At 74.8% G+C, this 21,954-nt stretch carries 20 protein-coding genes; 8 read left to right on the forward strand and 12 right to left on the reverse strand.

Annotated elements, in window-relative coordinates; genetic code table 11:
- Positions 1-126: 126 nt before the first annotated feature.
- The 3 genes from ABZ945_RS17385 to ABZ945_RS17395 form a co-directional block, all read right to left on the reverse strand.
- A complete protein-coding gene (locus ABZ945_RS17385; RefSeq protein WP_361269807.1) occupies positions 127-2,289 on the reverse strand; it encodes an alpha/beta fold hydrolase in 2,163 nt (720 codons plus the stop codon).
- The gene (locus ABZ945_RS17390; protein ID WP_361269810.1) at positions 2,262-4,046 is read right to left on the reverse strand and encodes an N-acetylglutaminylglutamine amidotransferase; all 1,785 of its coding nucleotides are present in this window, start codon (positions 4,044-4,046) and stop codon (positions 2,262-2,264) included. Before ABZ945_RS17390 ends, ABZ945_RS17385 begins: the two co-directional genes overlap by 28 nt.
- Positions 4,047-4,527: 481 nt before the next feature.
- The gene (locus ABZ945_RS17395) at positions 4,528-4,701 is read right to left on the reverse strand and encodes a hypothetical protein (protein WP_361269813.1); all 174 of its coding nucleotides are present in this window, start codon (positions 4,699-4,701) and stop codon (positions 4,528-4,530) included.
- A 126-nt stretch (positions 4,702-4,827) separates the two neighbouring features.
- On the opposite strand from ABZ945_RS17395, the gene ABZ945_RS17400 reads away from it, so the two are divergent.
- Entirely contained in the window at positions 4,828-5,796 is a 969-nt protein-coding gene (locus ABZ945_RS17400; protein ID WP_361269816.1) for a hypothetical protein, read from the forward strand.
- A 65-nt stretch (positions 5,797-5,861) separates the two neighbouring features.
- Here ABZ945_RS17400 and ABZ945_RS17405 read toward each other — a convergent pair whose 3' ends face one another.
- Complete coding sequence (locus ABZ945_RS17405; protein ID WP_361269818.1) at positions 5,862-6,653, reverse strand: SDR family NAD(P)-dependent oxidoreductase; 792 nt, start codon at positions 6,651-6,653, stop codon at positions 5,862-5,864.
- A gap of 94 nt (positions 6,654-6,747) precedes the next feature.
- On the opposite strand from ABZ945_RS17405, the gene ABZ945_RS17410 reads away from it, so the two are divergent.
- A complete protein-coding gene (locus ABZ945_RS17410; protein WP_361269901.1) occupies positions 6,748-8,283 on the forward strand; it encodes an MFS transporter in 1,536 nt (511 codons plus the stop codon).
- A gap of 250 nt (positions 8,284-8,533) precedes the next feature.
- Positions 8,534-8,947 (forward strand): SRPBCC family protein, encoded by a 414-nt coding sequence (locus tag ABZ945_RS17415; RefSeq protein WP_361269821.1) that lies wholly within the window; start codon positions 8,534-8,536, stop codon positions 8,945-8,947.
- A gap of 41 nt (positions 8,948-8,988) precedes the next feature.
- Here the strand turns inward: ABZ945_RS17415 and ABZ945_RS17420 are convergent, their stop codons facing one another.
- Complete coding sequence (locus ABZ945_RS17420; protein WP_361269823.1) at positions 8,989-10,149, reverse strand: spore photoproduct lyase family protein; 1,161 nt, start codon at positions 10,147-10,149, stop codon at positions 8,989-8,991.
- Between the two features lie 27 nt (positions 10,150-10,176).
- A complete protein-coding gene (locus ABZ945_RS17425) occupies positions 10,177-11,415 on the reverse strand; it encodes an aromatic acid exporter family protein (RefSeq protein WP_361269826.1) in 1,239 nt (412 codons plus the stop codon).
- Positions 11,416-11,545: 130 nt separating this feature from the next.
- Here ABZ945_RS17425 and ABZ945_RS17430 point away from each other — a divergent pair, with 130 nt between their 5' ends.
- Entirely contained in the window at positions 11,546-12,355 is an 810-nt protein-coding gene (locus ABZ945_RS17430) for an SDR family oxidoreductase (protein WP_361269828.1), read from the forward strand.
- 83 nt (positions 12,356-12,438) lie between these two features.
- Here ABZ945_RS17430 and ABZ945_RS17435 read toward each other — a convergent pair whose 3' ends face one another.
- Genes ABZ945_RS17435 through ABZ945_RS17445 form a run of 3 tightly spaced genes read right to left on the reverse strand, consistent with a single transcriptional unit; the run spans position 12,439 to position 14,110 of the window.
- The gene (locus ABZ945_RS17435) at positions 12,439-13,230 is read right to left on the reverse strand and encodes a metallophosphoesterase (RefSeq protein WP_361269831.1); all 792 of its coding nucleotides are present in this window, start codon (positions 13,228-13,230) and stop codon (positions 12,439-12,441) included.
- Positions 13,227-13,481 (reverse strand): hypothetical protein, encoded by a 255-nt coding sequence (locus ABZ945_RS17440; RefSeq protein ID WP_361269833.1) that lies wholly within the window; start codon positions 13,479-13,481, stop codon positions 13,227-13,229. Before ABZ945_RS17440 ends, ABZ945_RS17435 begins: the two co-directional genes overlap by 4 nt.
- The gene (locus ABZ945_RS17445; protein ID WP_361269904.1) at positions 13,478-14,110 is read right to left on the reverse strand and encodes a nucleotidyltransferase family protein; all 633 of its coding nucleotides are present in this window, start codon (positions 14,108-14,110) and stop codon (positions 13,478-13,480) included. The genes ABZ945_RS17440 and ABZ945_RS17445 overlap by 4 nt, the downstream gene beginning before the upstream one ends.
- A gap of 489 nt (positions 14,111-14,599) precedes the next feature.
- Here ABZ945_RS17445 and ABZ945_RS17450 point away from each other — a divergent pair, with 489 nt between their 5' ends.
- Positions 14,600-15,028 (forward strand): hypothetical protein, encoded by a 429-nt coding sequence (locus ABZ945_RS17450; RefSeq protein ID WP_361269835.1) that lies wholly within the window; start codon positions 14,600-14,602, stop codon positions 15,026-15,028.
- Positions 15,029-15,054: 26 nt separating this feature from the next.
- Here ABZ945_RS17450 and ABZ945_RS17455 read toward each other — a convergent pair whose 3' ends face one another.
- Entirely contained in the window at positions 15,055-16,839 is a 1,785-nt protein-coding gene (locus ABZ945_RS17455) for a collagen-binding domain-containing protein (RefSeq protein WP_361269837.1), read from the reverse strand.
- A gap of 207 nt (positions 16,840-17,046) precedes the next feature.
- Here ABZ945_RS17455 and ABZ945_RS17460 point away from each other — a divergent pair, with 207 nt between their 5' ends.
- Positions 17,047-18,990 (forward strand): ABC transporter ATP-binding protein, encoded by a 1,944-nt coding sequence (locus tag ABZ945_RS17460; protein ID WP_361269839.1) that lies wholly within the window; start codon positions 17,047-17,049, stop codon positions 18,988-18,990.
- A gap of 32 nt (positions 18,991-19,022) precedes the next feature.
- Here the strand turns inward: ABZ945_RS17460 and ABZ945_RS17465 are convergent, their stop codons facing one another.
- Positions 19,023-19,613, reverse strand: coding sequence for a TetR/AcrR family transcriptional regulator (locus ABZ945_RS17465; protein WP_361269842.1), 591 nt, complete (start codon positions 19,611-19,613; stop codon positions 19,023-19,025).
- 249 nt (positions 19,614-19,862) lie between these two features.
- Here ABZ945_RS17465 and ABZ945_RS17470 point away from each other — a divergent pair, with 249 nt between their 5' ends.
- Positions 19,863-20,339: a nuclear transport factor 2 family protein gene (locus tag ABZ945_RS17470; RefSeq protein WP_361269845.1), complete on the forward strand. Its 477-nt coding sequence runs from the start codon at positions 19,863-19,865 to the stop codon at positions 20,337-20,339.
- A 37-nt stretch (positions 20,340-20,376) separates the two neighbouring features.
- Positions 20,377-21,246, forward strand: a complete 870-nt coding sequence (locus ABZ945_RS17475) for an NAD(P)H-binding protein (RefSeq protein ID WP_361269848.1) — start codon at positions 20,377-20,379, stop codon at positions 21,244-21,246.
- A gap of 45 nt (positions 21,247-21,291) precedes the next feature.
- Here ABZ945_RS17475 and ABZ945_RS17480 read toward each other — a convergent pair whose 3' ends face one another.
- Entirely contained in the window at positions 21,292-21,792 is a 501-nt protein-coding gene (locus ABZ945_RS17480) for a GNAT family N-acetyltransferase (protein ID WP_361269851.1), read from the reverse strand.
- Between the last annotated feature and the right edge of the window lie 162 nt (positions 21,793-21,954).

Raw genomic sequence — 21,954 nt, forward strand, 5'->3', positions numbered from 1 at the left:
TGCTGACCGTACGGCCGCCGCCCCGGTTCCGATACGGAAAGCGGCCGTGCGGTCACTGTAGGCAGCCCCGGCCCGCTCTGCACCCGGGCCTGAGACCTACCCCCAGCCCCCAATGGCCCCGCTCCCTCAGCCCAGATGCCGCTCCAGCCAGTCGCCCGCCCTCCGGCGGAAGCGCCGCCGGTTGTCGGCGCGGCGGAACTCATGGCCCTCCTCGCGCAGGACCAGCAGCTCGGCGGCGTGCCCGCGCTCCCGGGCGGCGCGCACGAACTGCTCGGACTCGCCCGGCGGGACGTTGGTGTCGTGCTCGCCGTGCACCGCCAGCAGCGGCACCCGCAGCGCGTCCACCCGGCTCATCGGCGACAGCGACCGCAGCAGCTCCCGGTCCCGCTCGGGGTGCCCGTACTTGTGGGCGGCGGACTCGGCGATCCACGGCTCCGTCCCGGCGAAGAAGGTCTCCAGGTCGGACATCCCGCACACCGCCACCCCGGTCCGGAACAGCTCCGGGTGCCAGACCAGCGAGGCCATCGTCAGATAGCCGCCGTAGGAGTGCCCCATCACCGCCACCCGCGCCGGGTCGGCCAGTTTGGCCAGCACCACATGGGCCACGCAGTCCGCCACGTCCGAGAGGGCGGCGAACCGCCCGGTGCCCAGGTCGGCGTCGGTGAAGGACCGGCCGTACCCGGAGGAGCCGCGTACGTCGGGCGCGAAGACGTCCAGGCCGCGGCCCAGCAGCTCGTGGTAGAGCGGGGAGAACACCGGCCGCTCCTGGTCCTCCGGACCGCCGTGCAGATGGACCACACAGGGCGCCGGACGGTCGCCGTCCCGCCCCGGCGCCCGGTAGTACCAGCCGCCCAGGACCAGCCCGTCCCGGGCCACCGGGCTCTGCGCCACCGGCCGCACCGGGGGCGCCGAGCCCGGCGGCACGGCATCCGCGTCCCGCGAGGACCAGGCCGTGCGTAGCGGCGCGGCGCCGCCCGGCAGCCACCACACCCCGGTCCGGCGCTGCGACCCGGCGAGCGCCAGCACCGCGCCACCCGGCCCCGCCGCGGCGATCCGCACCACCACCTCGTGCGCCAGCTCCACCTCCCGGCCGCCGCCGCCCGCGACCTGCTCGCCGCCGCCCCCGGCGGGCGGCTGAAGCAGCCGCAGCTCGCTCACCCCCCGTACGTTCCAGGCCAGCACCGCCGTCCCGCCGTCCCCGGCGAAGGCCAGCAGCTCCAGGTCGCAGTCCGCCCGCTCGGCGGCCACCGAGTACCCGGCGTACCGGCCCTGCTCGTCCAGTCGGACCGCCAGCAGGGCGGCGAACTCCCGCTCATGGTCGCTGCGCAGCCACAGCGTGGAGGCGTCGGGGGAGAACCGGCCGATCCACGGGTCGCCGTCGGCCACCCGCAGCACACAGCCGGCGCCCCGGTCGGCGGTGCGCACCACCACCGCCTCCCGCCGCCCGCGCGGACCGCGCCGCACCAGCGCGTACCGGCCGTCCCGGCTGAGGTCGCAGACCCGCAGCGTGGCCGCGCCGCGCTCGGCGGCCAGCAGCTCGGGGGAGCGGACGCCGTCCGGATCGACCAGATAGGCGCCCAGCCGGTCCCGCCCGCCGCCCTCGCCCTCGACCCCGTCCTCCGCGAACGGGTCCCGGCCGCGCCCACCGTCCTCGATTCCGGCCCCGGCCCCGTCCTCCGCGAACGGGTCGCCGCCCTCGCCCCCGGCCCCGCCCTCCGCGAACGGGTCCCGGTCGCCATCCGGAGCCAGGCCCTCCAGCCCCGCCCAGCCCGGACCGTCCTGGCGGCCGGCGTCGAAGAGCAGACGGACCGCCCCGCCCGGCGGCAGGGCCACCGTGACGGCGACCGCGGAGCCGTCGGGCGCCCAGCAGCCGAGGTAGGCCGAGCTGTCCGGCTCGGCGCCCGCCACGATCCGGCGGCCGGTGCCGTCCGGGCGGACGCAGAGCACCCGGGTGAGCTCACCGCCGCCGGGCGCCACCGTGTACGCGATCCAGCGGCCGTCCGGTGACCAGGCCACCTCGGTCACCGGATCGGGCCCGGCGTCGAGCAGCCGCAGCCCGTCCGAGCCATCGGGTACCCGATCGCCGGACGCGGGGCCGGTCCACAGCTGGGGCACCCCGGTCCGGTCGCAGACGAAGGCGATCCGCTCGCCCGCCGGGTCCGCCGAGGGATACCAGCAGGCGTGCGCGGTGAGCGGACGGGGGTTGTCGCGTCCGCCGGGCGCGTCCGCCAGCGGGACGGCCGCCGGAGCGGCCGCCCAGGTCAGCTGATCCCGTGTGTCTGCAGCCATATCTCCAGGAGCGCCACCTGCCACAGGGCGTTCGCCCCGCGCCGGGTGCGGTGATCGTCGGGGGCGGACAGCAACTCGGCCACGTACTCCTCGCGGAACACGCCGCGCGCCCGGGCCTCGGGCGCCGACAGCGCCTCCCGTACCCGGTCCAGCACCGGCCCGGCCATATGGCGGATCGCCGGCACCGGGAAGTAGCCCTTGGGCCGGTCCACCACCTCGCGCGGCAGTACCTTGCGCCCGGCGTCCTTCAGCACGCCCTTGCCGCCCTGGGCCAGCTTGAACTCCGGCGGGCAGGCCGCCGCCAGTTCGACCAGCTCGTGGTCGAGGAATGGGACCCGGGCCTCCAGACCCCAGTCCATGGTCATGTTGTCCACCCGCTTGACCGGGTCGTCGACCAGCATCACGTGGGTGTCCAGCCGCAGCGCCGCGTCCAGCGCGGTCTCGGCGCCCGGTGCGGCCATGTGCTCCCGTACGAAGTCGGACGCCACGTCCCGCTCCGGCAGCAGCTCCGGCCGCAGCACCCGGGCCAGGTCGGCGTGCGAGCGGTCGAAGTACACCTCGGCGTACCGCTCCGGCTCCCCCGCGCGGGGGACGTCGGCCAGGTCCGGGTACCAGTGGTAGCCGGCGAACACCTCGTCGGCGCCCTGCCCGCTCTGCACCACGCTGACCTCCTTGGAGACCAGCTCGGACAGCAGGTGGAAGGCGACCACGTCATGGCTGACCATCGGCTCGCTCATCGCCGCGACCGCCCCGTCCAGCGCGGTGGAGACCCGGTCGGAGGGGACCAGCAGCTGGTGGTGGTCGGTGCCGAACCGCTCGGCCACCAGGTCCGAGTAGGCGAACTCGTCGCCCTCCTCACCGCCCTCGGACTCGAAGCCGACGCTGAAGGTCGCCAGGTCCCGCTGCCCCTCCTCGGCGAGCAGCGCCACGATCAGCGAGGAGTCCAGGCCGCCGGAGAGCAGCACCCCGACCGGCACATCGGCGACCATCCGCCGCCGCACCGCCGTGCGCAGCCGGTCCAGCACCGCGTCCCGCCACTCCTCGGCGCCCATCCCGGCGTGCTCCGGGCGGCGGGTGTACGAAGGCCCCCAGTAGCGGTGGTCGCGGTGCGTGCCGTCCGGCTCGACCACCCGCACGGTCGCCGGCGGCAGCTTGCGGACGCCGTTGAGTACCGTGCGCGGCGCGGCCACCGTGGCGTGCCAGCTCAGATACTGGTGCAGCGCCACCGGGTCCAGCGAGGTGTCCACCCCGCCGCCGGCCAGCAGCGCGGGCAGCGAGGAGGCGAACCGCAGTCGGCCGGTCTCCTGCGACAGGTACAGCGGCTTGATGCCGAGCCGGTCCCGGCCCAGGACCAGCCGCCCCGACTCGTGCTCCACGAGGGCGAAGACGAACATCCCGGCGAACCGCTCCACGCAGTCCGTGCCCCACTCGCGGTACGCCTTGAGCACCACCTCGGTGTCGGAGGTGGAGAAGAACCGGTGCCCGAGCCCGCGCAGTTCCTCGCGCAGCTCCCGGTAGTTGTAGACGCAGCCGTTGAAGACCCCGGTCAGCCCGGCCGCCGCGTCGGTCATCGGCTGGGCGCCGCTCTCCGACAGGTCGATGATCTTCAGCCGGCGGTGGCCCAGCGCCACCGCACCCTGCGACCAGATGCCCCGGCCGTCCGGCCCGCGCGCCGCCAGCCGGTCCGTCATCCGCTCCACGGCCGCCACGTCCGGGCGGGCCCCGTCGAAACGGATCTCACCGCTCACACCGCACACGGCGCACCTCCCGGACCCCGCCGGGCTCCCGGTACGCCGCCCGCGTGCGGCACGGTTCCCGGTGCCCCGGGAGTCCCGTGCTCCTCTCCGACCTCACCTGCATCGATGGCCACAGCTCCTCCAAGACGGGAAGCGGGCGCCCGGCCGGTGATCTCCCCGGCGGTCCTCGGCAACCCGCTCCCGTGTGCGAGTGCCCGCGTGATCGCCGGGCATGCCCACCCGTCCGGCGCACAGGGCCGAGGAAGGGCCGCCGGGGGCGGGTCGCCGCGGTCTCGGCCGCCTCCGGCGGACCGGCCGGGCAGATCAGAAGGCCCGTCCACCACCTCGGTCAGTGCGCACACGGCGCAGGAGGGAGCACCCCGGCCCCGCCCCGGCGCACCGTGCGTACTGCGCTCGCCAGGGCGGTCCGCACCTCGCTCTGCCGTCCGCGGCGCGTCTCCGGTCGGCGGCACCGGACGCCTGTCGCCGGAGGCCGCCCCGACTACCGCGGCGCGTCTCCGGGCGGAGGTGCCGCCTCCTCGTCGGCGGTCCGCTCACCCTCCGCCTGGGAGGGTGTCGAGCGGTCCACGTCGGGGTGCTCGCCGCCCTCCGGCTCCCGCTCGCCCTCGGCCTGCGACGGGGTCGAGTAGCCCCAGAAGTCCGCCGGCTCGCTCATCGCCGCACCTCCGTCCGTACCGTCGTCCCCGCGCGTGGCCGGGTACCCTCCGGCCCCCGGCCGAACCCGGCGCCGTTTCCCACCACGGGGCCGTGGGGGATGCTCCACGCGGGGAGGTGGTCGCCCATGGCCGGCGAAGGGCAGCGGAGGGTACTCATCGAGGTGGGCGAGCTGACGTGCTATCCGGAGCCGCTGGGGCGGACCGGCTACTCGTACCACCCGGTCGGGCACTCCAGAAGCGGCATGCTGGGCTGGAACGCCGTCTGGGGGACCCCGGCCGAGGAGGCCGAGTGGCGGGCGGCGGGGGAGCGGTTCTCACGCGCGGTACACGCCGCGGAGGACACCTACCGGTCGTACACCCGCCGCCCGACGGTCCGTCACCTGCCGGGAGCGCGGCGCCGCAGGGAGCGGGCGGCGGAGCGCTTCCGCGCCGCCCTGGCGGAGGCCGAGGAGGGATACGCGCCGGTACGCGAGGAGATCGGCCGCCGTCTGGTCGCGGGTGCCGAGGAGGCGCGGCGGGAGCGCGAGGAGCAGACCCGCCGCTGGGAGGCCGAGCGGGCCGAGCAGGAGGCGCTGCGCGCGGCCGCCCACGCCCGGCACGCCCGGTGCCACGAGCTGGCGAGCCGCCGGGTGTGGGGCTGGGCGGTCGACGGCGACGGGGCGGCCGTCCTGGTCTACCGCGGTGATCTGCCCGCCGGGCCCCCGGTGCCGGAGGCCACCCGCCGGTCGGCGGAGCCGCTGACGGTCTACGAACTGGAGAAGGCGCTGCTGGGGCTCGGCGACGAGGGCCTCACCGTCCTGCGCTGGGACCGGCCGACCCGGGAGAGCGTGGTGACGGAGTGCTCGGCCGCCGGGGATTCGGTGGCGTTCGAGGAGTGGTGGGCCGCCGTCACCCGCCGCCGCTGGCGCTCCTCCCACGAGGTGCCGCCCCGGCCGCCCAAGCGCCCCCGTTCCGGCACGGCTCGCGGGCCCGGCGGTCACGGCCACTCCGGGAGCGACTACGGCGGCGTCGGCGGTGACTTCGGCGGGGGCCACGGTGACTCCGGCGGCGGTCACGGCGGCGGCTTCAGCGGCGGCGGCTTCGGCAGCTTCTGACCCCGAGCCCCACGGCCGGACGCCGGTGTCCCCACCCCGCGCCCCGCAGCGTGCCGCCGGCCTCCTCACTCCTCGTCCGGCTCGGCCATCCTCCGGTGCCCGGCCGCCTTCAGCCGGTCGGGCAGCACCTTGGCGGCCAGCCCCTGGGCCTTGGTCTTCACCGAGCCGGCCACCACCTTGTCCCGGCCGCGCATCAGCGCCTCGAACCCCTCCTTCGCCACCTGGGCGGCGTCGTCCTTCTGCTGCTTGCCGACGGGTGTGTCGTCCATCCCGGCGCGGTGGAAGAACTCGGTCTCGGTCGGACCCGGCATCAGCGAGGTGACGGTGACCCCGGTGTCCTTCAGCTCGTCCTGGAGCGCCTGGGCGAAGGATTGCAGGAAGGACTTGGAGGCGTTGTAGACCGCCTGGAACGAGCCCGGCATGGTCGAGGCGATGGACGAGGTGATCAGCACCCGGCCCTCGTCGGCGTCCACCATGTCCGGCAGCAGCCGCCGGGCCAGGTGGACGGTCGAGGTGATGTTGAGGTCGATGACCCGGGCCGCGTCGGCGAGTTCCTGGTCCAGGAAGGCACCGCCCTGCCCGACGCCCGCGTTGAGCGCGGCTGCGGCGACCGGGCGATGGGTGGCGCCGATCGCGGCGTACAACCGCTCCACCCCGTCGTAGACGGCGAGGTCCGCCCGGACCGCCGTGACCTGCGCCCCCAGGGCGCGCAGCTCCGCCGCCGCGCCGTCCAGTTCCGCGTCCTCGGCGCAGACCACCAGGTCGAACCCGTTCCCGGCGAACTGTTTGGCGAGTTCGCGGCCGATCCCGCTGGAGGCTCCGGTCACCACGGCCAGCGGCCGCACCGTGTCGTTCATGCGGGCCGGGTACCCCGGCCGTCCGGCCCATGCCCCGTTTCGCGGGAATCGCCGCCGGGTACCCGCCGCCCGCCACTACACCCCGGAGGTGACCATGAGCGAGCTCGGCCAGTCGGTGGACGGGACCGTCACCACGAAAGTCCCCGCGAGATTGGACCGGCTGCCGTGGTCGCGGTGGCACTGGATGATCGTGATCGGTCTGGGCACCGTCTGGATCCTGGACGGGCTTGAGGTCACCATCGTCGGCAACATGGCCAGTCGGCTGTCCGAGGAGGGCAGCGGCCTGGACATCTCCAGCGGCCAGGTCACCGGCCTGGCCGCCGCGCTGTATGTGGCCGGCGCCTGCACCGGGGCGCTGTTCTTCGGCTGGCTCACCGACAGGTTCGGCCGCAAGAAGCTGTTCCTGGTCACCCTGGCCGTCTATCTGGCGGCCACCGCGATGACCGCGCTGTCCTTCTCCACCTGGTGGTTCTTCCTCTTCCGCTTCCTCACCGGCTTCGGCATCGGCGGTGAGTACGCGGCGATCAACTCCGCCATCGACGAGCTGATCCCCAGCAAGTACCGGGGCCGGGTCGACCTGATCATCAACGGCAGCTACTGGCTCGGCGCGGTCGGCGGCGCGCTGCTCTCCGTCGTCGCGCTCAACACCGACATCCTGCCCATCGACATCGGCTGGCGGGTCTCCTTCGCCCTGGGTGTCGTCCTCGGCCTGGTGATCCTGGTGGTGCGGCGGCATGTGCCGGAGAGCCCCCGCTGGATGTTCATCCACGGGAAGGAGGAGGAGGCCGAGAAACTCGTCGGGGACGTGGAGCGGGAGGTGGAACGCGAGATCGGCCGACCGCTGCCGGAGGCCGGAAAGGCCATCACCATCAAGCAGCGGCACAGCGTCGGCTTCGTCACGATCGCCAAGACGCTGTTCCGCGCCTACCCCCAGCGCGCCGTGCTCGGTCTGGCGCTCTTCATCGGGCAGGCCTTCCTCTACAACGCCATCACCTTCGGGTTCGGCGCCATCCTGGTGACCTTCTTCGACGTCGGCACCGGCTCGACCGGCTACTTCTTCGCGGTGATCGCGCTGGGCAACTTCTTCGGCCCGCTGCTGCTCGGCCGGCTCTTCGACACCTGGGGCCGCCGCCCCATGATCGCCGGCACCTATCTGCTCTCCGGCGCCCTGCTCTTCGTCACGGCCTGGATGTTCGGCCAGGGCTGGCTGACCGCGACCACCATGACGGCCTGCTGGTGCGTGGTGCTCTTCTTCGCCTCGGCGGGCGCCAGCTCCGCCTATCTGACCGTCAGTGAGATCTTCCCGATGGAGACCCGGGCGATGGCGATCGCCTTCTTCTACGCGGTGGGCACCGCGGCCGGCGGTATCTCCGGTCCGCTGATCTTCTCCGAGCTGACCGAGAGCGGGAACCCCGGGGACACCGTGCTCGCCTTCTGCATCGGAGCGGCGCTGATGGTGGCCGGGGGACTGGTCGCGGTGTTCTTCGCGGTCGCGGCCGAGGGGCGGTCGCTGGAGGACATCGCCACCCCGCTCTCCGCCCAGGCCGCCGCCGAGCAGGCCGGTGGCGGCGGGAGTCCGGCCGCCCGGGGCCCGGCGTCCGGCCCCCGGCCGCCCGCCTCGCCGGTGTGACGGGAACCGCACCCCCCGAGGTGGCCTGAATCCCGCCAGATGGTTTACTGTTCATACATCGAACGGGTGGAGATACCGGGATATCCGGTGGGACCTCCCCGTTCGCCACAGACTGCCCCGGCTGGTTCCCCCGTCCAGCCGGGGCTTTCCCCTTTCCGGGCTCCGCTCGCGGCCACCGCTTCGTTTCCCGCCCGGCGGGCACTCGTCACCGGCCACTCCCCACGACCGAGCGAGCGAAGGGGCCGATCCCATGACGGAGTACGAGCGCACCCGCACCATGCCCGCCCTGCCCGAGCACGTCTTCGACCAGGCCGCCAACGTCGACCAGCTCGGCACCTGGCTCCCCGGCGAGCTGCATGTACGGGCCGGGGAGCCGCCCGCCGTCACCGTCCACGAGGACCGCACCGACGAGGACACCGCCGCCCTGCTGCGCGCCCACAAGGACCAGATGCGCCTGGAGTGGGGCACCCGCGAGCAGGGGAGCTACGCGGGCTGGCTCCAGGTCGCCGGGCTGGACAGCGCCACCAGCGAGGTCACCGTGCACCTCTCCTTCTTCGACGAGAGCCACGACCCCGGGGAGAGCTCCGTGAACCGCTCGCTCGACCACAGCCTGGAGCGCCTGGAGGACCAGGTCCGGATGCGCGTGGACAACGCCGCGGGCTGACCCCGCGGTGCACCGTGGGGCACGCCGCACGCGCGGCCCGCTCAGAACGCGTACCGCACCCGCAACCACGGCGCGTGCGCCGCGACCAGCTCCGTCAGCCGCTCCACGCCCGCCCGCTTCACCTCGTTGCGGTAGCGGACGTTCAGCGCGCCGTTCTCCGAGCGCTTGGCCTGCTGGAGCTCCGGGCGCCACAGCGCGTCCTCGGCCCTGGGGTGCCAGCGCAGATTGACCTCGTGCAGCTCCCGGTTGTGCGTCAGCATGATCACCTCGGCCGCCGCCTGCGCCTTCACCGCCGGGGGCAGCTCGTCGTCCAGCCGGCGCAGCAGCTCCGCCCAGTCCGCCTCCCACCCCGGGCGCAGCACCACGGGGGAGAGGTTGAAGTGGACCTCGTACCCCGCCTCCAGGAAGTCCCCGGCGGCGGCGATCCGCTCCGCCACCGGGCTGGTCCGCACATCCAGCAGCCGCGAGTCGCCGGGCGGCATCAGGGAGAAGCGGATCCGGGTGGACCCGCGCGGGTCCAGGTCGAGCAGGTCCCGGTTGACGTACTTGGTCGCGAAGGAGGCCATGGCCGTCGGCCAGGCCCGGAAAGCGCGCACCAGGTCGGCGGTGTTGTCGCTGATCAGCGCGTCCACCGAGCAGTCGCCGTTCTCCCCGATGTCGTACACCCAGCGCCGGGGGTCGCACTGGTTGGGCTCCTCCTTGGGGCCCAGCGCGGCGATGTGCCGCTCCAGGGCGCCGGTGATGTCCCCGAGGTTGGTGAAGACGGTGATCGGGTTGGCGTACCCCTTGCGCCGGGGCACATAGCAGTAGGCGCAGGACATCGCGCAGCCGTTGGACGCCCCCGGCGCGATCCAGTCCGCCGAGCGCCCGTTGGGCCGTACGGTCAGCGACTTGCGCACCCCCAGCACCAGCGTCTGCCGCTTGACCCGCACCCAGCGCTCCGCGTTGCCCTCGTTGCCGTGCAGGTGCGGGATGTTCCAGTGCGAGCCGACCTCGATCAACCGGGCCCCGGGGAAGCGGGCGATGACCTGCCGGCCGCGCGGGGACAGCGCCGCCGCCGGCTCGGCGTGGATCTCCCGTACGTCCAGCAGCCCCGCGCCGGCCGGTCGCGTCCCGGCCCCGGGGGTGTCCGCCGGGGCGCCGCCGTCGTCCAGCAGCTCGGCCAGACCGAACAGGGCGTCCGGCTCGGTGTCAGGGTCCATCACTCCAGGATCCCATCCCGCCCGTGCTCAGCCGGTCTCCACGGTGGTACGGCGCTCCCGCGCGGCGCCGCGCAGCCGTCGGCGCAGCGCGGCCAGCCGCGGGTGCCGCTCGCCCAGCTCGGCCGCGTTGCGGTCCAGCTCCTGGGTGAGCCGCTCGGTCCGCTTGTCGATGTCCAGCTCGTCCAGGATGCGATCGATCTCGGCCAGCAGCGCCCCGTGCAGCTGCCACTGCCGGGGGTGCTCCTGGACGTCCTCCAGGAGCAGGTCCGCCACCCGGTCCCGGGTCTCCCGGCTCGCCGCCAGCGCCCCGGTGAGCAGGTCCTCCGCCTCTTCCGCGCTGTCCGACACCGGACTGGTGATCAGCTGGGCGAAGGACTCGATCGCCAGGGCCATCTCTCCGAACAGTTCCTCCAGCGAGGCCGCCACATCCGGGGCGAACAGCGACTCCTCGGTGCGGAACTTCGACAGGTCGGTCAGCGAGCGGGTCAGCACCCGCAGCACCACGGCGCAGATCTCCAGGGTGTCCAGCCCGGTGCGCAGCACGACCCGGGACAGCAGCCCCTCCCGCACCCGGGGGTTGAACCGCAGGCTGTCCTCGGCCTGCCGCAGCGAGGCGTCCACCTCCACGATGTCGTGGTCCAGCCGCCGCGCCTCATGGAGCCGGGCCGCCGCGTGCGGGAAGGAGATATGGCCCTCGCCGATCTCCCCGCCCATCTCCCGGAACATCCGGCCCATCCCGCGCGCCAGCCCGTCGATGGACGCCCCCGCCGTCTGCACCCACACCGGCGGCGCGAACAGCAGATTGAACAGCAGGCCCACCCCGGCCCCGATCAGGGTCTCCAGCACCCGGTGCCAGGCCTGGGTGGCCGCCTGGGACACCCCGAGCACCAGCATGGCGCTGATCGCCACCTCCGGGACGAACTCGCTGACCTTCACAAACCGGCCGATGATCAGCGCGGCGAAGATCGTCAGCCCCAGGCTCCACCAGCTCAGGCCCACCAGAGTGGAGAACCCGGTGGCGATCAGCACCCCCACCACCACCGAGTTCACCCGGCGGATACCGGTGGTGAGCGTGGCGTAGAGGGTCACCTGCACCACCAGCAGCGCGGTGAGCGGGGCGGTCAGCGGCGCGGGCTGGGGAGGGAGGACGGCGAGGGCGACCACATAGGAGATCACCGCGGCGGTCGTGGAGCGCAGGGTCTGCGCCGCCACGGGCTCGGTGGTCCGCCGCACCAGCTTGATCACGGGGCCTGATACGTCCGGCATCTCCTTCCCCTTCCCGATCATGGCCGGTTCAGCACGGTCCCGGACGCCGAACCCCTCGTACGCCGGTGTTTGCCGACGCCCGCCCGCGGTACCGCCCACCGGACATCCACACCACCCCAGGGAGGCACCGATGGACACTCCCGCGGGCCGGGGCACCCCGGTCGCCGTCGTCACCGGCTCCGACTCCGGCATCGGCCGGGCCACCGCCGTACGCCTCGCCCAGCAGGGCATGGACATCGGCGTCACCTGGCACTCCGACGAGGAGGGCGCCCACCGGACGGCCGAGGAGGTGCGCGGCTCCGGCCGTCGGGCCGCCCTCGCCCGGCTGGACCTCACCCACCTGCCGGAGGCCGCCGGCGCCGTCGAGGAGCTGGCCCGGTCCCTCGGCCGGATCGACGTCCTGGTCAACAACGCCGGCACCGGCACCGCGACCCCGTTCCTCGAATTGTCGTACGAGACCGTCCGGGACGTGGTGGACGTGGACCTGATCGGCCCGTTCCTCTGCTCCCAGATCGCCGCCCGGCGGATGATCGCCCAGGGCGACGGCGGCCGGATCGTCAACGTCACCTCCGTCCACGCACACCAGCCCCGGGTCGGTGCCGCCCCCTACTGTGCCGCCAAGGGCGGACTGGGGCTGCTCACCCAGGTGATGGCGCTGGAGCTGGCCGAGTACGGGATCACCGTCAACGCGGTGGCGCCCGGCGAGATCGCCACCCCGATGACCGGCCAGGAGGACCGGGACGTACGCCGGGAGCGCCGCCCCGGCGTGCCGCTGGGCCGCCCCGGGACTGCCCGGGAGGTCGCCGCGGTCATCGCCTTCCTGGCCGGCCCTGAGGCCTCCTATGTCACCGGCTCCTCCTACGCCGTGGACGGCGGGATGCTGCGGATGGGCCCGATGGCCGGCTCCCATCTGCGCGGCGACGACTGGCGGCGCCCCTGAGGCGGTACGCGGTGAGGGGCCCCGCGCCACCGTGGCGGGGCCCCTCACCGGCGTACCGGCGGTCCTTCCGCCGCGCCGACCGCCTACCGCACCCCGGCCGGCCGCCCCGCGACGGCTTCCGTCCCGGCCCCGGGATCGGCACCGTCCGAGGCCCGCACCGGCAGGTGGTACACCGCGAACGCCTGCCCCAGCACCGGCTGCGCCACGTTCCGCACCCGTACGCCCTCGCTGGTCATCCCGTGCTCGGCGCCCATGTGCGCGTGCCCGTGCACCGCCAGGTCGGCGCCGGCCGCGTCCACCGCCTCCGCCAGCAGATAGCTGCCGAGGAACGGATAGATCTCCAACGGCTCACCCGCCAGGGTGTCCGGCACCGGAGAGTAGTGCGTCAGCGCGATCCGCACCGCGCACCCCGCCTCCGCCAGCTTTTCCAGTGCGTCGCGCAGCCCGTCCGCGCAGCGCCGGGTGTAGCGGATGAACTCCTTCATCTCCGGCTCGCCGAACTCGCCCCCGCTGCGCCCGGCGAACCCGCCGCCGAACCCCTTGGTCCCGGCCACGCCGACCCGGACCCCGCCGATGTCCAGGACGGTGCCCTCCTTCTCCAGCACGGTGACCCCGACCCGGTCCAGGGCGGCGGCCACCCCGGCCTCCTGGTCGCTCTGGTAGTCGTGGTTGCCCAGCACCGCCACCACCGGCACACCCAGCCCGGCCACCTCGCCGGCCACCACCTCCGCCTCCTCGACGGTGCCGTGCCGGGTCAGGTCCCCGGCGAGCAGCAGCAGGTCCGCCCGCTCGGACAGGGTGTCGAAGGCCGGGCGCAGCGTCCCGGCACCGTCCGGGCCCAGGTGGATGTCGCCTACCGCCGCAACTCGGATCACGTCAGCTCCTCGGGGTGCTCGGGGGCGTCCGACCGGACCACGACCAGGTCCGTGTGGAGCGGCAGTCCGGCCAGCTCCTCCTCGGCCAGCCGCAGGATCTCCTCCCGGCACGCGGGGGAGGAGACGGTCCCGTACAGCGCCACACCGGTGCCGCGCTGCTCGATCCGGACGCCCAGTTCGGCGATGTCCTCACTCGCCAGCCGGTCCCGCAGATGGGCGATGCGGTACTCGGCGGTGTCGGCGGCGGTCATGGCGCCTCCTCTCGCGCACCGGCACCGGGACCGGTGCGCGCGTCGATGATGTTCAGGCGCTCCAGCAGGAAGAGGAACGCCTCCGCCATCGGGGCGCCCTCGCTCTCGTCCCGCAGCAGATCCCAGTCGATCTTCTCCCGCAGCGCCCGGGCGATCGGCAGCACCGGCCCGAAGTCGCAGTGGTGCTCGGAGAAGGCGGCCAGCAGACTGGCGACCAGGTCGGTCGGCGCCAGTACCGGCATCCGCACCGAGTCCACCGGCAGGGTCTGGGCCCGGTCCAGCAGATCGTGGGTGACCGGATGGCGGGCCAGCTCGAAGATGAGGTCGATCTCCTCACCGTGGCTGCGCGCCTTGATCAGCCAGTCCTCCGGCGGCACCCGGACCTGGATGCCCGCCTTCTCCAGGTCCCGGGTGATCGCCTCGGAGTCCTCCCGGGTGATCGCGAAGTCGGTGTCGTGCTGGAAGCTGGCGGGCACCCCGTGCGCATAGGCGGCCACACTCCCGGCCAGCGCGAACGGATGGCCGGCCGCCTTCAGCAGCCCCGCCACATGCTTGGTGGCCTCCAGGATGGCCTGGGTGCGGTCCGGCGGATGCGCGGCCCGCTCCACATGGCCGAGCCCGCCGGCCACCGGCCCGCCTACCCCCGCACCCGCACCCGCCCCGAGCACGGCGTCGGCCTCCCGGTCCGCGTCGGCCTGACCGTCCGCGTCCGCCTCGCTGTCCGCGTCCGCGTCCGCCCGCGCGTCGGCCCGTCGGCCGGCCGTACCGCCGAAGTCCGCGCCCCGGACGGTGCCGTGCCCGCCGCCGCGGGGGAGGACCGTGCCGGGGCCCCGCTCATGGTCCCTGGGCAGGGGGCCCGGGTCGGCGGGGACGCCCAGCGGTGCCGGAGCGGCGCCGTCGCCGGCCACCTCGCCGCCCCCGGCCAGCCGCAGCCCGGACGGCTCGCGCGGCCCGTCCTGCCGGGTGGCGTCTTCCGAGTAGTTCCTCACAGAGTCCCGTCCTCCTCGTCGGCCTGCCGGAGAGCCGATCGGGTACCCGGGCCCTGGTCTTTTATGGCGGCGGCGATGGCGGCCAAGCGGCAGCACCGGCGCCGCACCGGTGGACGAGGGAGCCGGACCGTGCGCGAACCGGCGATCATCGAGGCCCCGTCCGTACGCGGACCGCGGCCCACCGGCGTCCAGGACCTGCCGGTGGCCCTGCTCGGCGCCGGACCGGCGACCCGGAACGGGGCGGTACGCGCCCACCGGATCGAAGCGCCGCCGTACGACCCCGAGCGGGACTCCGCGACCGGGGTGCTCCACCCCGCCGCCATCGCCGGGTACTCCGCCCGGCCGGCCGACGCGGTGCCGAGCGTGCCGGACGCGAGCCGCTTCCCCGTGGTGCTCGGCGGCGACTGCGCCATCCTGCTCGGCACCCGGAGGCCGTCGGTCCGGACCTCACCATCGTCAACCCCCGCCTCGACCCCGACGGATTCCTCGCGGCCCGGCTCACCGACTGCCTCTGCCGGGGGCTCGCGGCGCGCGGGGGCCAGGGCGGGGGCCGGCTGATCCGGTCGGCCCCCGCCCCCGGCCCCTCAGCCGCGCAGCCCGCGCCGGTTGCGGCGGGCGACCGTGACCAGGGCGACCCCCGTGCTGACGAAGAGCGCGGCGGCTCCACTCACCACCCACAGCACCGGCCGTGAGCCGGTGTCCGCCATCGCACCGGCGGGCCCCTCGGCCTCCTCGGCTCCCTTGTCCCCGTCGGCCGCCGGGCCACCGGGCTTGCTGCCCCCGGCCACGGGTGGTGAGGACGGGACGGGGGTGGCGGCAGGCTCAGGCCCCTCCTCCGGCGTGACCGGTTCCGGGGACAGCTCCATGCCCTCCGACTCCGGCGCGCTCTCCAGCGGCACGTCCTGCGAGACCTCCGGCTCCGGTGCGGGCCCGCCCTTCGCCGGGCCGGTCGCGTCCGGTACGGGATCGGTGCCGTTCGGTACGGGGTCCGTGCCGTTCGGTACGGGATCGGTGCCGTCGGGTACGGGGTCGGTGCCGCCGCCAGGGCTCGCCCCGCCCCCGGGTACGCCACCCTGCGACGCCGCGCTCACCCCCGTACCGCTGCCCGCAGCCGAGCCCGTTCCCGCACCGCTGCCCGTACCCGTCCCCATACCGCTCCCCGTCTCCCCACCGACGGCCGAGCCCGTCCCCGTACCGGCGCCCTGCTCCGCCGCCCCCGTCCCGGATCCGCCCGCGCACACCGGGCGGGCCGTGAACGGGACGGTGCGGTAGCTGCCCGCGTCCACGGCGGGCCCGGCCGGTCCGGCGAGGCGCCCGGCGGAGAGCTCGCCGACCACCAGCTCGCCCTCCATGGCCGACGGGCTCAGATCGGTGAACCGGGCGCGCGGTGCCCGCACCGCGCCCACCAGGGTGCCACCGCCCGGGGCGAGGGTCAGCTCGCGGGCGTCGCCGAAGCTCCACAGCAGGGAGGCGGCGTCCGCCCCGCCGATCCCGGCGAGCGCGGGAGTGCGCCAGCTCAGCCGGGAGCCGGTGTCCGCGGTGTCGACCACGACCACCACCGGGTTGGCCGCGGTCGGGCGGCGCTCGAACACCAGCAGCCCGATGGCCGCGAGCTGCCGGCCGCTCAGTCGCAGCACACTGGTCCCGTCGGCGGCCGGCCGCACCCGCACCGTGGCGCCCGGCGCGAGGGCCGCGCCCTCGGCCAGCGGCGCCCCGCGGCCGTCCCGGAGGGTGACGGTGCCCGGGCAGCCGGCCAGTGCGTCGGCCCGCTCGCGGTGCGCGCTGAACACCCGGTCGAGGTCGACCAGTCCGCGCGCCGCCAGCGAGGCGTCCGGCTGGGCCGCCGTCAGCTCGATCCGCGGGGTGGACCCGTACGCGGCCCCGGCCGCCACCAGCCGGGTGGCGGTCGTCGCCGCACCGGGTGCCGTAGCCGCCGTACGCGCCGCAGCCCCCGACAGATCGCCGACCTTGAGGTAGCCGTCGCCCCGCACCCGCAGCACCCCCTGCCGGGCGGAGCCGGTGAAGTCGACCGCGCCGCCGACCAGCAGGGCGGTGGGCCGGGCGTCACCGGCCGCGGTGAAGGTGCCGGGCGAGCGCGCGGCGACCTGCTGGTCCGCGCCGAACGCCAGGTCGCCGCCGACCGCGACCGCCCCGTCCACCCTGGCTCCGGCCAGCAGCGCGTCCCCGCGCACCACGATCCCGAACCCCCCGTCGGCCGCCGTGCGTTCGATCGCTCCCGGGGACCGGTCACCGATCGGCGCGGCCACCGCGGTGGCCGTCATGGTCTGCACCGCGCCCAGGGTGCACAGCGCGCACACCGCCGCCACCGCGCCCAGTCGGCGCGGGGCCCTCTCCGCCATCCATCGCATAACGGGAAAATAAGATCATCGGTTCACGAGGGGGGAAGCGACGCGCCCATGGTCCGAACCGCCTCACATCAATGGGGGTACCGCCCCTCGCCCCGTGATCGCAGCCCGCGCGTAGCCACCGCCGTACGGCGTTTCACCCGGTCGGCGGCGGGGGAGCGCTCCGTGGCGACAGACCAGGGAATGACAGGCGTGGGGAAGGGGACGGCCGTGGGCGAGAGGCGTACCAGGAGACCGTTAGGCCGGCCCCGGCGGATCGCCCCGGCGGTCTCCGCCGGGGAGCGCGAACTCTTCGGCGGCGCGCTGCGCTACGACTTCGGCTGGGTGAAGCACGAGTACGCGATGCTCGACCTCACCCCGTTCGCCGCCGTGCGCGCGCTGCCGCGGCTGCTCGCCACCACCCTGCGGATCGCCCGGGACGCCGACCGTCGCGCGCTGTACACCGTGGGACTCACCGAGGTCGGCCAGGGCATGGCCCAGGCCTTCGGCCTGCTGCTGACCAACGAGATCCTGGCCGCCCTGTTCGGCACCGGCCCGGCCGGCGAACGGCTGCGCGCCGCGCTGCCCGCGCTTCTCGCGGTCGCCGTCCTCGCCTCCGTCGGCGCGGTGCTCGCCTCGCTCTCCACCGCGGCCACCGGACGGCTGGAGCCCAAGGTGGAGCGCCTCGCCACCGAGGGGTATCTGCGGCGCGCGGTCGCGGTGGAGCTGTCGGCCATCGAGGACGGGGAGTTCCGCAAGCTGCTGGACTCCGCCCAGTTCGGCGCGCTGTCGGCCCGTGCCATGGTCGGTGCCTGCGTCGCCGCGCTCAACGGCATCTTCGGCATCCTCGCCGCCGGCGGGGTGCTCACCGTGCTCCATCCCGCCCTGCTGCCGCTGCTGGTGCTGATCGCCCTGCCGCGCGGCTGGGGCGCCATGCACGTGGCGCAGCGCCGCTACGCCTCCCGGATGAACTGGATCGAGCACGAGCGCGCCGCCCGGCTGGTCAGCGGGCTGATCACCGACCGCGGCTCGGCCCAGGAGATCCGCGTCCACCGGGCGGGCCCCTATCTGCTCGACCGCTACCGGGACATGGCGGAGACCTCCGAGGCCGAGCAGACCCGGCTGGCCCACGGACGGGCCGTCACCGAGCTGACCGCGGCCGCCTTCTCCGGCGCCGCGACCCTGCTCACCTACGCCGCGCTCGGCGCGCTGCTGGCCACCGGCCGGATGGACATCGCCATGGCGGGCACCGCCGCCCTCGCCGTACGCACTGGGTCGGCCAACCTCAGCGCGCTGATCGCCCATGTCAACACCCTGCACGAGGAGTCCCTGTACGTCCGGGACCTGCACCGGCTCACCGCCGAGGCCGACCGGCGGGCCATCCCGGCCGGCGGCACCCCGCTGCCCGACTTCCCCGGCAAGATCGTCTTCGAGGACGTGGTCTTCCGCTACCCCGACCGCGAGGAGCCCGCACTGCGCGGCGTCAGCCTCACCCTGACCGCCGGCACCGTGGTCGCACTCGTGGGCGCCAACGGCTCCGGCAAGTCCACCCTGGTCAAGGTCCTGGCCGGGCTGCACCTGCCCGACGGCGGCCGGGTCCTGTGGGGCGGCACCGATCTGGCGGAGGCGGACCGGTACGACGTCTTCCGCCATGTCGCCGTGCTCGACCAGGACTTCCAGCGCTGGCCGTTCACCGTGCGCACCAACATCACCATCGGCGAGCCCGGCGGCGACCCGGCCCCCGGCCGCCTGGAGCGGGCCGCCGCCCACTCCGGCGCGGACCGGCTCGGCGCCACGCTGCCCCGGGGCTACGACACCCTGCTGGCGCGCCAGTTCCGGGGCGGCTCGGAGCTCTCCGGCGGCCAGTGGCAGACCGTAGGACAGGCCCGACTGCGCTACCGCGAGGCCAGCCTGGTCATCGCCGACGAGCCCACTTCCGCGCTCGACCCGGAGGCCGAGGTCGACTCCTTCCGCCGCATCCGCGACCTGGCCGCCGAGGGCCGCACGGTGGTGCTGGTCAGCCACCGCATGGCCGGGGTCCAGGCGGCGGACGTGATCCACGTACTGCACGAGGGGCGGATCGTGGAGTCCGGCTCCCACCAGGAGCTGATGGACCGCCCGGAATCCCGCTACCGGCGCATGTACCAGCTCCAGGCCGAGCAGTACGGGAGCTGATGCCGGGTCCGCGTCCGGCGGGACGCCGTCCCTCACTCCCGCTCGGGCGGGACCACCGCGTGCGCGTACGCGGTGAGCCGCCGCCGCAGCTCCGCGACCGGCAGCCGCTCCTCGGCGGTCAGATGGGCGACCAGGTCGGCCCGGACGGCGGCCAGCAGCGCATGGGCCAGGAAGTCCGCCTGGCCGGCGGTTCCGGTGAGGCGGGCCAGGTCGTCCCGCAGGACGTCGTGCCACCACCCGTACGAGGGGCTCCGATACGGGCTGGCCGCCCCTCCGGCCTCCTCCAGCGCCTGGTACAGGCCCTGGTTGTCCAGCTTGACGCCGAGCAGGGCGTCGAGCACCGCCACCACCCGCTCCCGGGGCGGGGTGCCGGGTCCGAGCGGGGACGGCCCCGACTCCACGGCCTGGCGCAGCGGTGCGGACCGCCGCTCGGCCAGGGCCTGGAGCAGGCCGGTGCGGTCGGTGAACGCGCGGAACACCGTGCCCTTGCCGACCCCCGCGGCCTCGGCGACGGCGTTCATGCTCACCCCGTCCGCGCCACCCCGGGCGAACAGGGCCTCGGCCGCGTCCAGAACGGCCTCCCGATTGCGTACGGCGTCCGCGCGCCGGCGTGGCTCGGACATGGGGACCTCCGGTGAAGCGCTGAGGGGCTGAAGAGCCGAATGGCTGCGGTGCGAACGACGGACGACGGATGGCGAATGACGGACGACGGACTGAGGGTGGTTGCAAAGCGGACCGCCGGTCCGTATCGTCGATCCCAGCGATACGGACCGACGGTCCGCATCCTATCGGCCACCGCCCCGACCCCGCATCCGCGCCCCAGCCCCTCTCCTCTTCGTCTCCCTCACCCTCTCCATCCTCAGGAGGCAGCGATGACCCACCGTCCGCTCCAGCCCCACCCCTCGACCGCTGAGCGGTCCGCCGACCCCGGGGAGCTCTACCGCCACGGCCTGGACCTGCTGCTCGCCGGGAACATCGACGGCTGGGTCGGGCTGTGGGACGAGCACGGGGTGATGGAGTTCCCCTTCGCCCCCGAGGGCTGGCCCCGCCGACTGGAGGGGAGGGCCGCGGTCGCCGGCTATATGCGCGGCTATCCGGACCACATCGACCTGCGCGCCATCCCGTATCTGGAGATCACCCCGGCCGCCGACCCCCGCACGATCGTCGCCGAGATGCGCGCCACCGGCCGTCTGGTGGCCACCGGGGAGCCGTATGAGATGTCCTATATCGCGCTGGTCACCGTCGTCGACGGACTCATCACCCACTACCGCGACTACTGGAACCCGCTCGCCGTCCCGGAGTCGGCTCGCGGCCCCCGCGCCTTCGCCCCCACCCTCCACCACCCCTGAACCCTGCCCAGCGGCCCTTGTCCCGAGGAGACCCCAGATGCCCCGTCCCGCCACGATCCTGGTGACCGGCGCGACCGGAACCACCGGCAGCCGGCTCGTCCGCAGGCTGGTGGACGCCGGACACCCCGTCCGCGCGGCCGCCCGCCGGCCCCGACCCGCCGCCGGCGCCGAGTCCGCCACCTTCGACTGGAACGATCCCGACACCCACCGCCCGGCGGTCGACGGGGCCGCGGCCGTCTATCTGATCCCGCCCCCGGGCACACTCGACCCCGTCCCCGTGATGCTGCCCTTCCTCGACCTGGCCCGCCGGGCCGGGGTGCGCCGGGCGGTGCTGCTCAGCTCCTCCCAGGTGGAGTCCGGCGGGCCGGGCGCCGGCGGCGTCCACCGGGTGCTGCCGGAGCTGTTCCCCGAATGGGCCGTACTGCGGCCGTCCTGGTTCATGCAGAACCTCACCGGCCAGCACCAGCACGCCGAGGCGATCCGCCGGGACGGGCTGCTGACGACCGCGACCGGCGAGGGCCGGGTCGCGTTCGTGGACGCCGACGACATCGCCGCCGTCGCCGCGTACGCCCTCACCGATCCCGTGCCGCACAACACCGACCGGGTGCTGACCGGGCCCCGCCCCCTCTCCTACGCCGAGGCGGCCGCGGTCCTCGGCGAGGCCACCGGCCGCCCGGTGCGCCACCGCCCGGTCACGGTGGCCGAGATGACGGCCCGCTACGCCCCCTTCATGCCCGAGGAGTTCGCGGCCCTGCTGGCCGGTCTGGACGGCGCCATCGCCGAGGGGGCCGAGGACCGGGTCACCGACGAGGTCGAACGGGTCACCGGACGGCCCCCGCGCTCCTTCGAGGAGCATGTCCGCACGGCCGTCGCCGCCAAGGAGCGGACGGTGACCGCCGCCTCCTGACGGCTCCGCGCACCGGGCTCAGACGGCGGGGACGGCTCAGACGGCTCAGACGGGGATCGCCTTGCGGAAGCACACCCGGTGCTGCCCGGGACCGTCGTAGTCGCGGTGCACCGGCAGCCCGTCCCACTCCGCCTCGCTGGTGTCCAGGGTGAAGCCGAGCGCCTGGTGGAAGGCGATCGACCCGGCGTTGCGGTGCGAGGTGGCGGCCCGCACCTCCCGGCGCCCGGCCTCCCCCGCGCGGTCGAAGAACGCCGCGTACAGCCCCCGGGCCAGCCCCCGCCCCCGCAGCGCCGGCTCCACCCCGACGTAGTGGATATAGGCGTGCTCGTCGTTGTCGGCGGAGTGCAGCCCCACCAGGAAGGCCTTGATCCCGGTCCCGTCCTCGGCCACCAGGCTGGTCCCCGAGAAGGACTGGAGGAACAGTCGCGGCAGCGCCGGCACCGGGTGGCGGCTTCCGGCGGGCGCGGCCCCGCCGTCCCACCAGCGGTGCACGCACTCCACGAGCGCGGCGTGGTCGGCGACGCGGGCGCGGCGCAGCATCGGCATGATGTCGGTCCCCTTCGGACTCGGTGTGCCCGGTGTGCCACCGGTGAGGCGCCGGGGCGGCCACCTCCCTCCCCACCATGCCGCCGTTCGCCGGAAGGGGCGCGGCGACCTCGGCGTGTCGCGGCGAGCGGATGACCCGCCGCCGGTATCGCCCCGGCTGCG

The organism is Streptomyces sp. NPDC046887 (assembly GCF_040644755.1).
GTDB lineage: Bacteria > Actinomycetota > Actinomycetes > Streptomycetales > Streptomycetaceae > Streptomyces > Streptomyces lichenis.

What these genes read in the sequence shown, in the direction of transcription:
- ABZ945_RS17385 (WP_361269807.1), bottom strand. Translation starts at nt 2,289, where the DNA reads ATGGCTGCAGACACACGGGATCAGCTGACCTGGGCGGCCGCTCCGGCG.
- ABZ945_RS17395 (WP_361269813.1), bottom strand. Translation starts at nt 4,701, where the DNA reads ATGAGCGAGCCGGCGGACTTCTGGGGCTACTCGACCCCGTCGCAGGCC.
- ABZ945_RS17400 (WP_361269816.1), top strand. Translation starts at nt 4,828, where the DNA reads ATGGCCGGCGAAGGGCAGCGGAGGGTACTCATCGAGGTGGGCGAGCTG.
- ABZ945_RS17405 (WP_361269818.1), bottom strand. Translation starts at nt 6,653, where the DNA reads ATGAACGACACGGTGCGGCCGCTGGCCGTGGTGACCGGAGCCTCCAGC.
- ABZ945_RS17410 (WP_361269901.1), top strand. Translation starts at nt 6,748, where the DNA reads ATGAGCGAGCTCGGCCAGTCGGTGGACGGGACCGTCACCACGAAAGTC.
- ABZ945_RS17415 (WP_361269821.1), top strand. Translation starts at nt 8,534, where the DNA reads ATGACGGAGTACGAGCGCACCCGCACCATGCCCGCCCTGCCCGAGCAC.
- ABZ945_RS17420 (WP_361269823.1), bottom strand. Translation starts at nt 10,149, where the DNA reads ATGGACCCTGACACCGAGCCGGACGCCCTGTTCGGTCTGGCCGAGCTG.
- ABZ945_RS17425 (WP_361269826.1), bottom strand. Translation starts at nt 11,415, where the DNA reads ATGCCGGACGTATCAGGCCCCGTGATCAAGCTGGTGCGGCGGACCACC.
- ABZ945_RS17430 (WP_361269828.1), top strand. Translation starts at nt 11,546, where the DNA reads ATGGACACTCCCGCGGGCCGGGGCACCCCGGTCGCCGTCGTCACCGGC.
- ABZ945_RS17440 (WP_361269833.1), bottom strand. Translation starts at nt 13,481, where the DNA reads ATGACCGCCGCCGACACCGCCGAGTACCGCATCGCCCATCTGCGGGAC.
- ABZ945_RS17455 (WP_361269837.1), bottom strand. Translation starts at nt 16,839, where the DNA reads ATGCGATGGATGGCGGAGAGGGCCCCGCGCCGACTGGGCGCGGTGGCG.
- ABZ945_RS17465 (WP_361269842.1), bottom strand. Translation starts at nt 19,613, where the DNA reads ATGTCCGAGCCACGCCGGCGCGCGGACGCCGTACGCAATCGGGAGGCC.
- ABZ945_RS17470 (WP_361269845.1), top strand. Translation starts at nt 19,863, where the DNA reads ATGACCCACCGTCCGCTCCAGCCCCACCCCTCGACCGCTGAGCGGTCC.
- ABZ945_RS17475 (WP_361269848.1), top strand. Translation starts at nt 20,377, where the DNA reads ATGCCCCGTCCCGCCACGATCCTGGTGACCGGCGCGACCGGAACCACC.
- ABZ945_RS17480 (WP_361269851.1), bottom strand. Translation starts at nt 21,792, where the DNA reads ATGCCGATGCTGCGCCGCGCCCGCGTCGCCGACCACGCCGCGCTCGTG.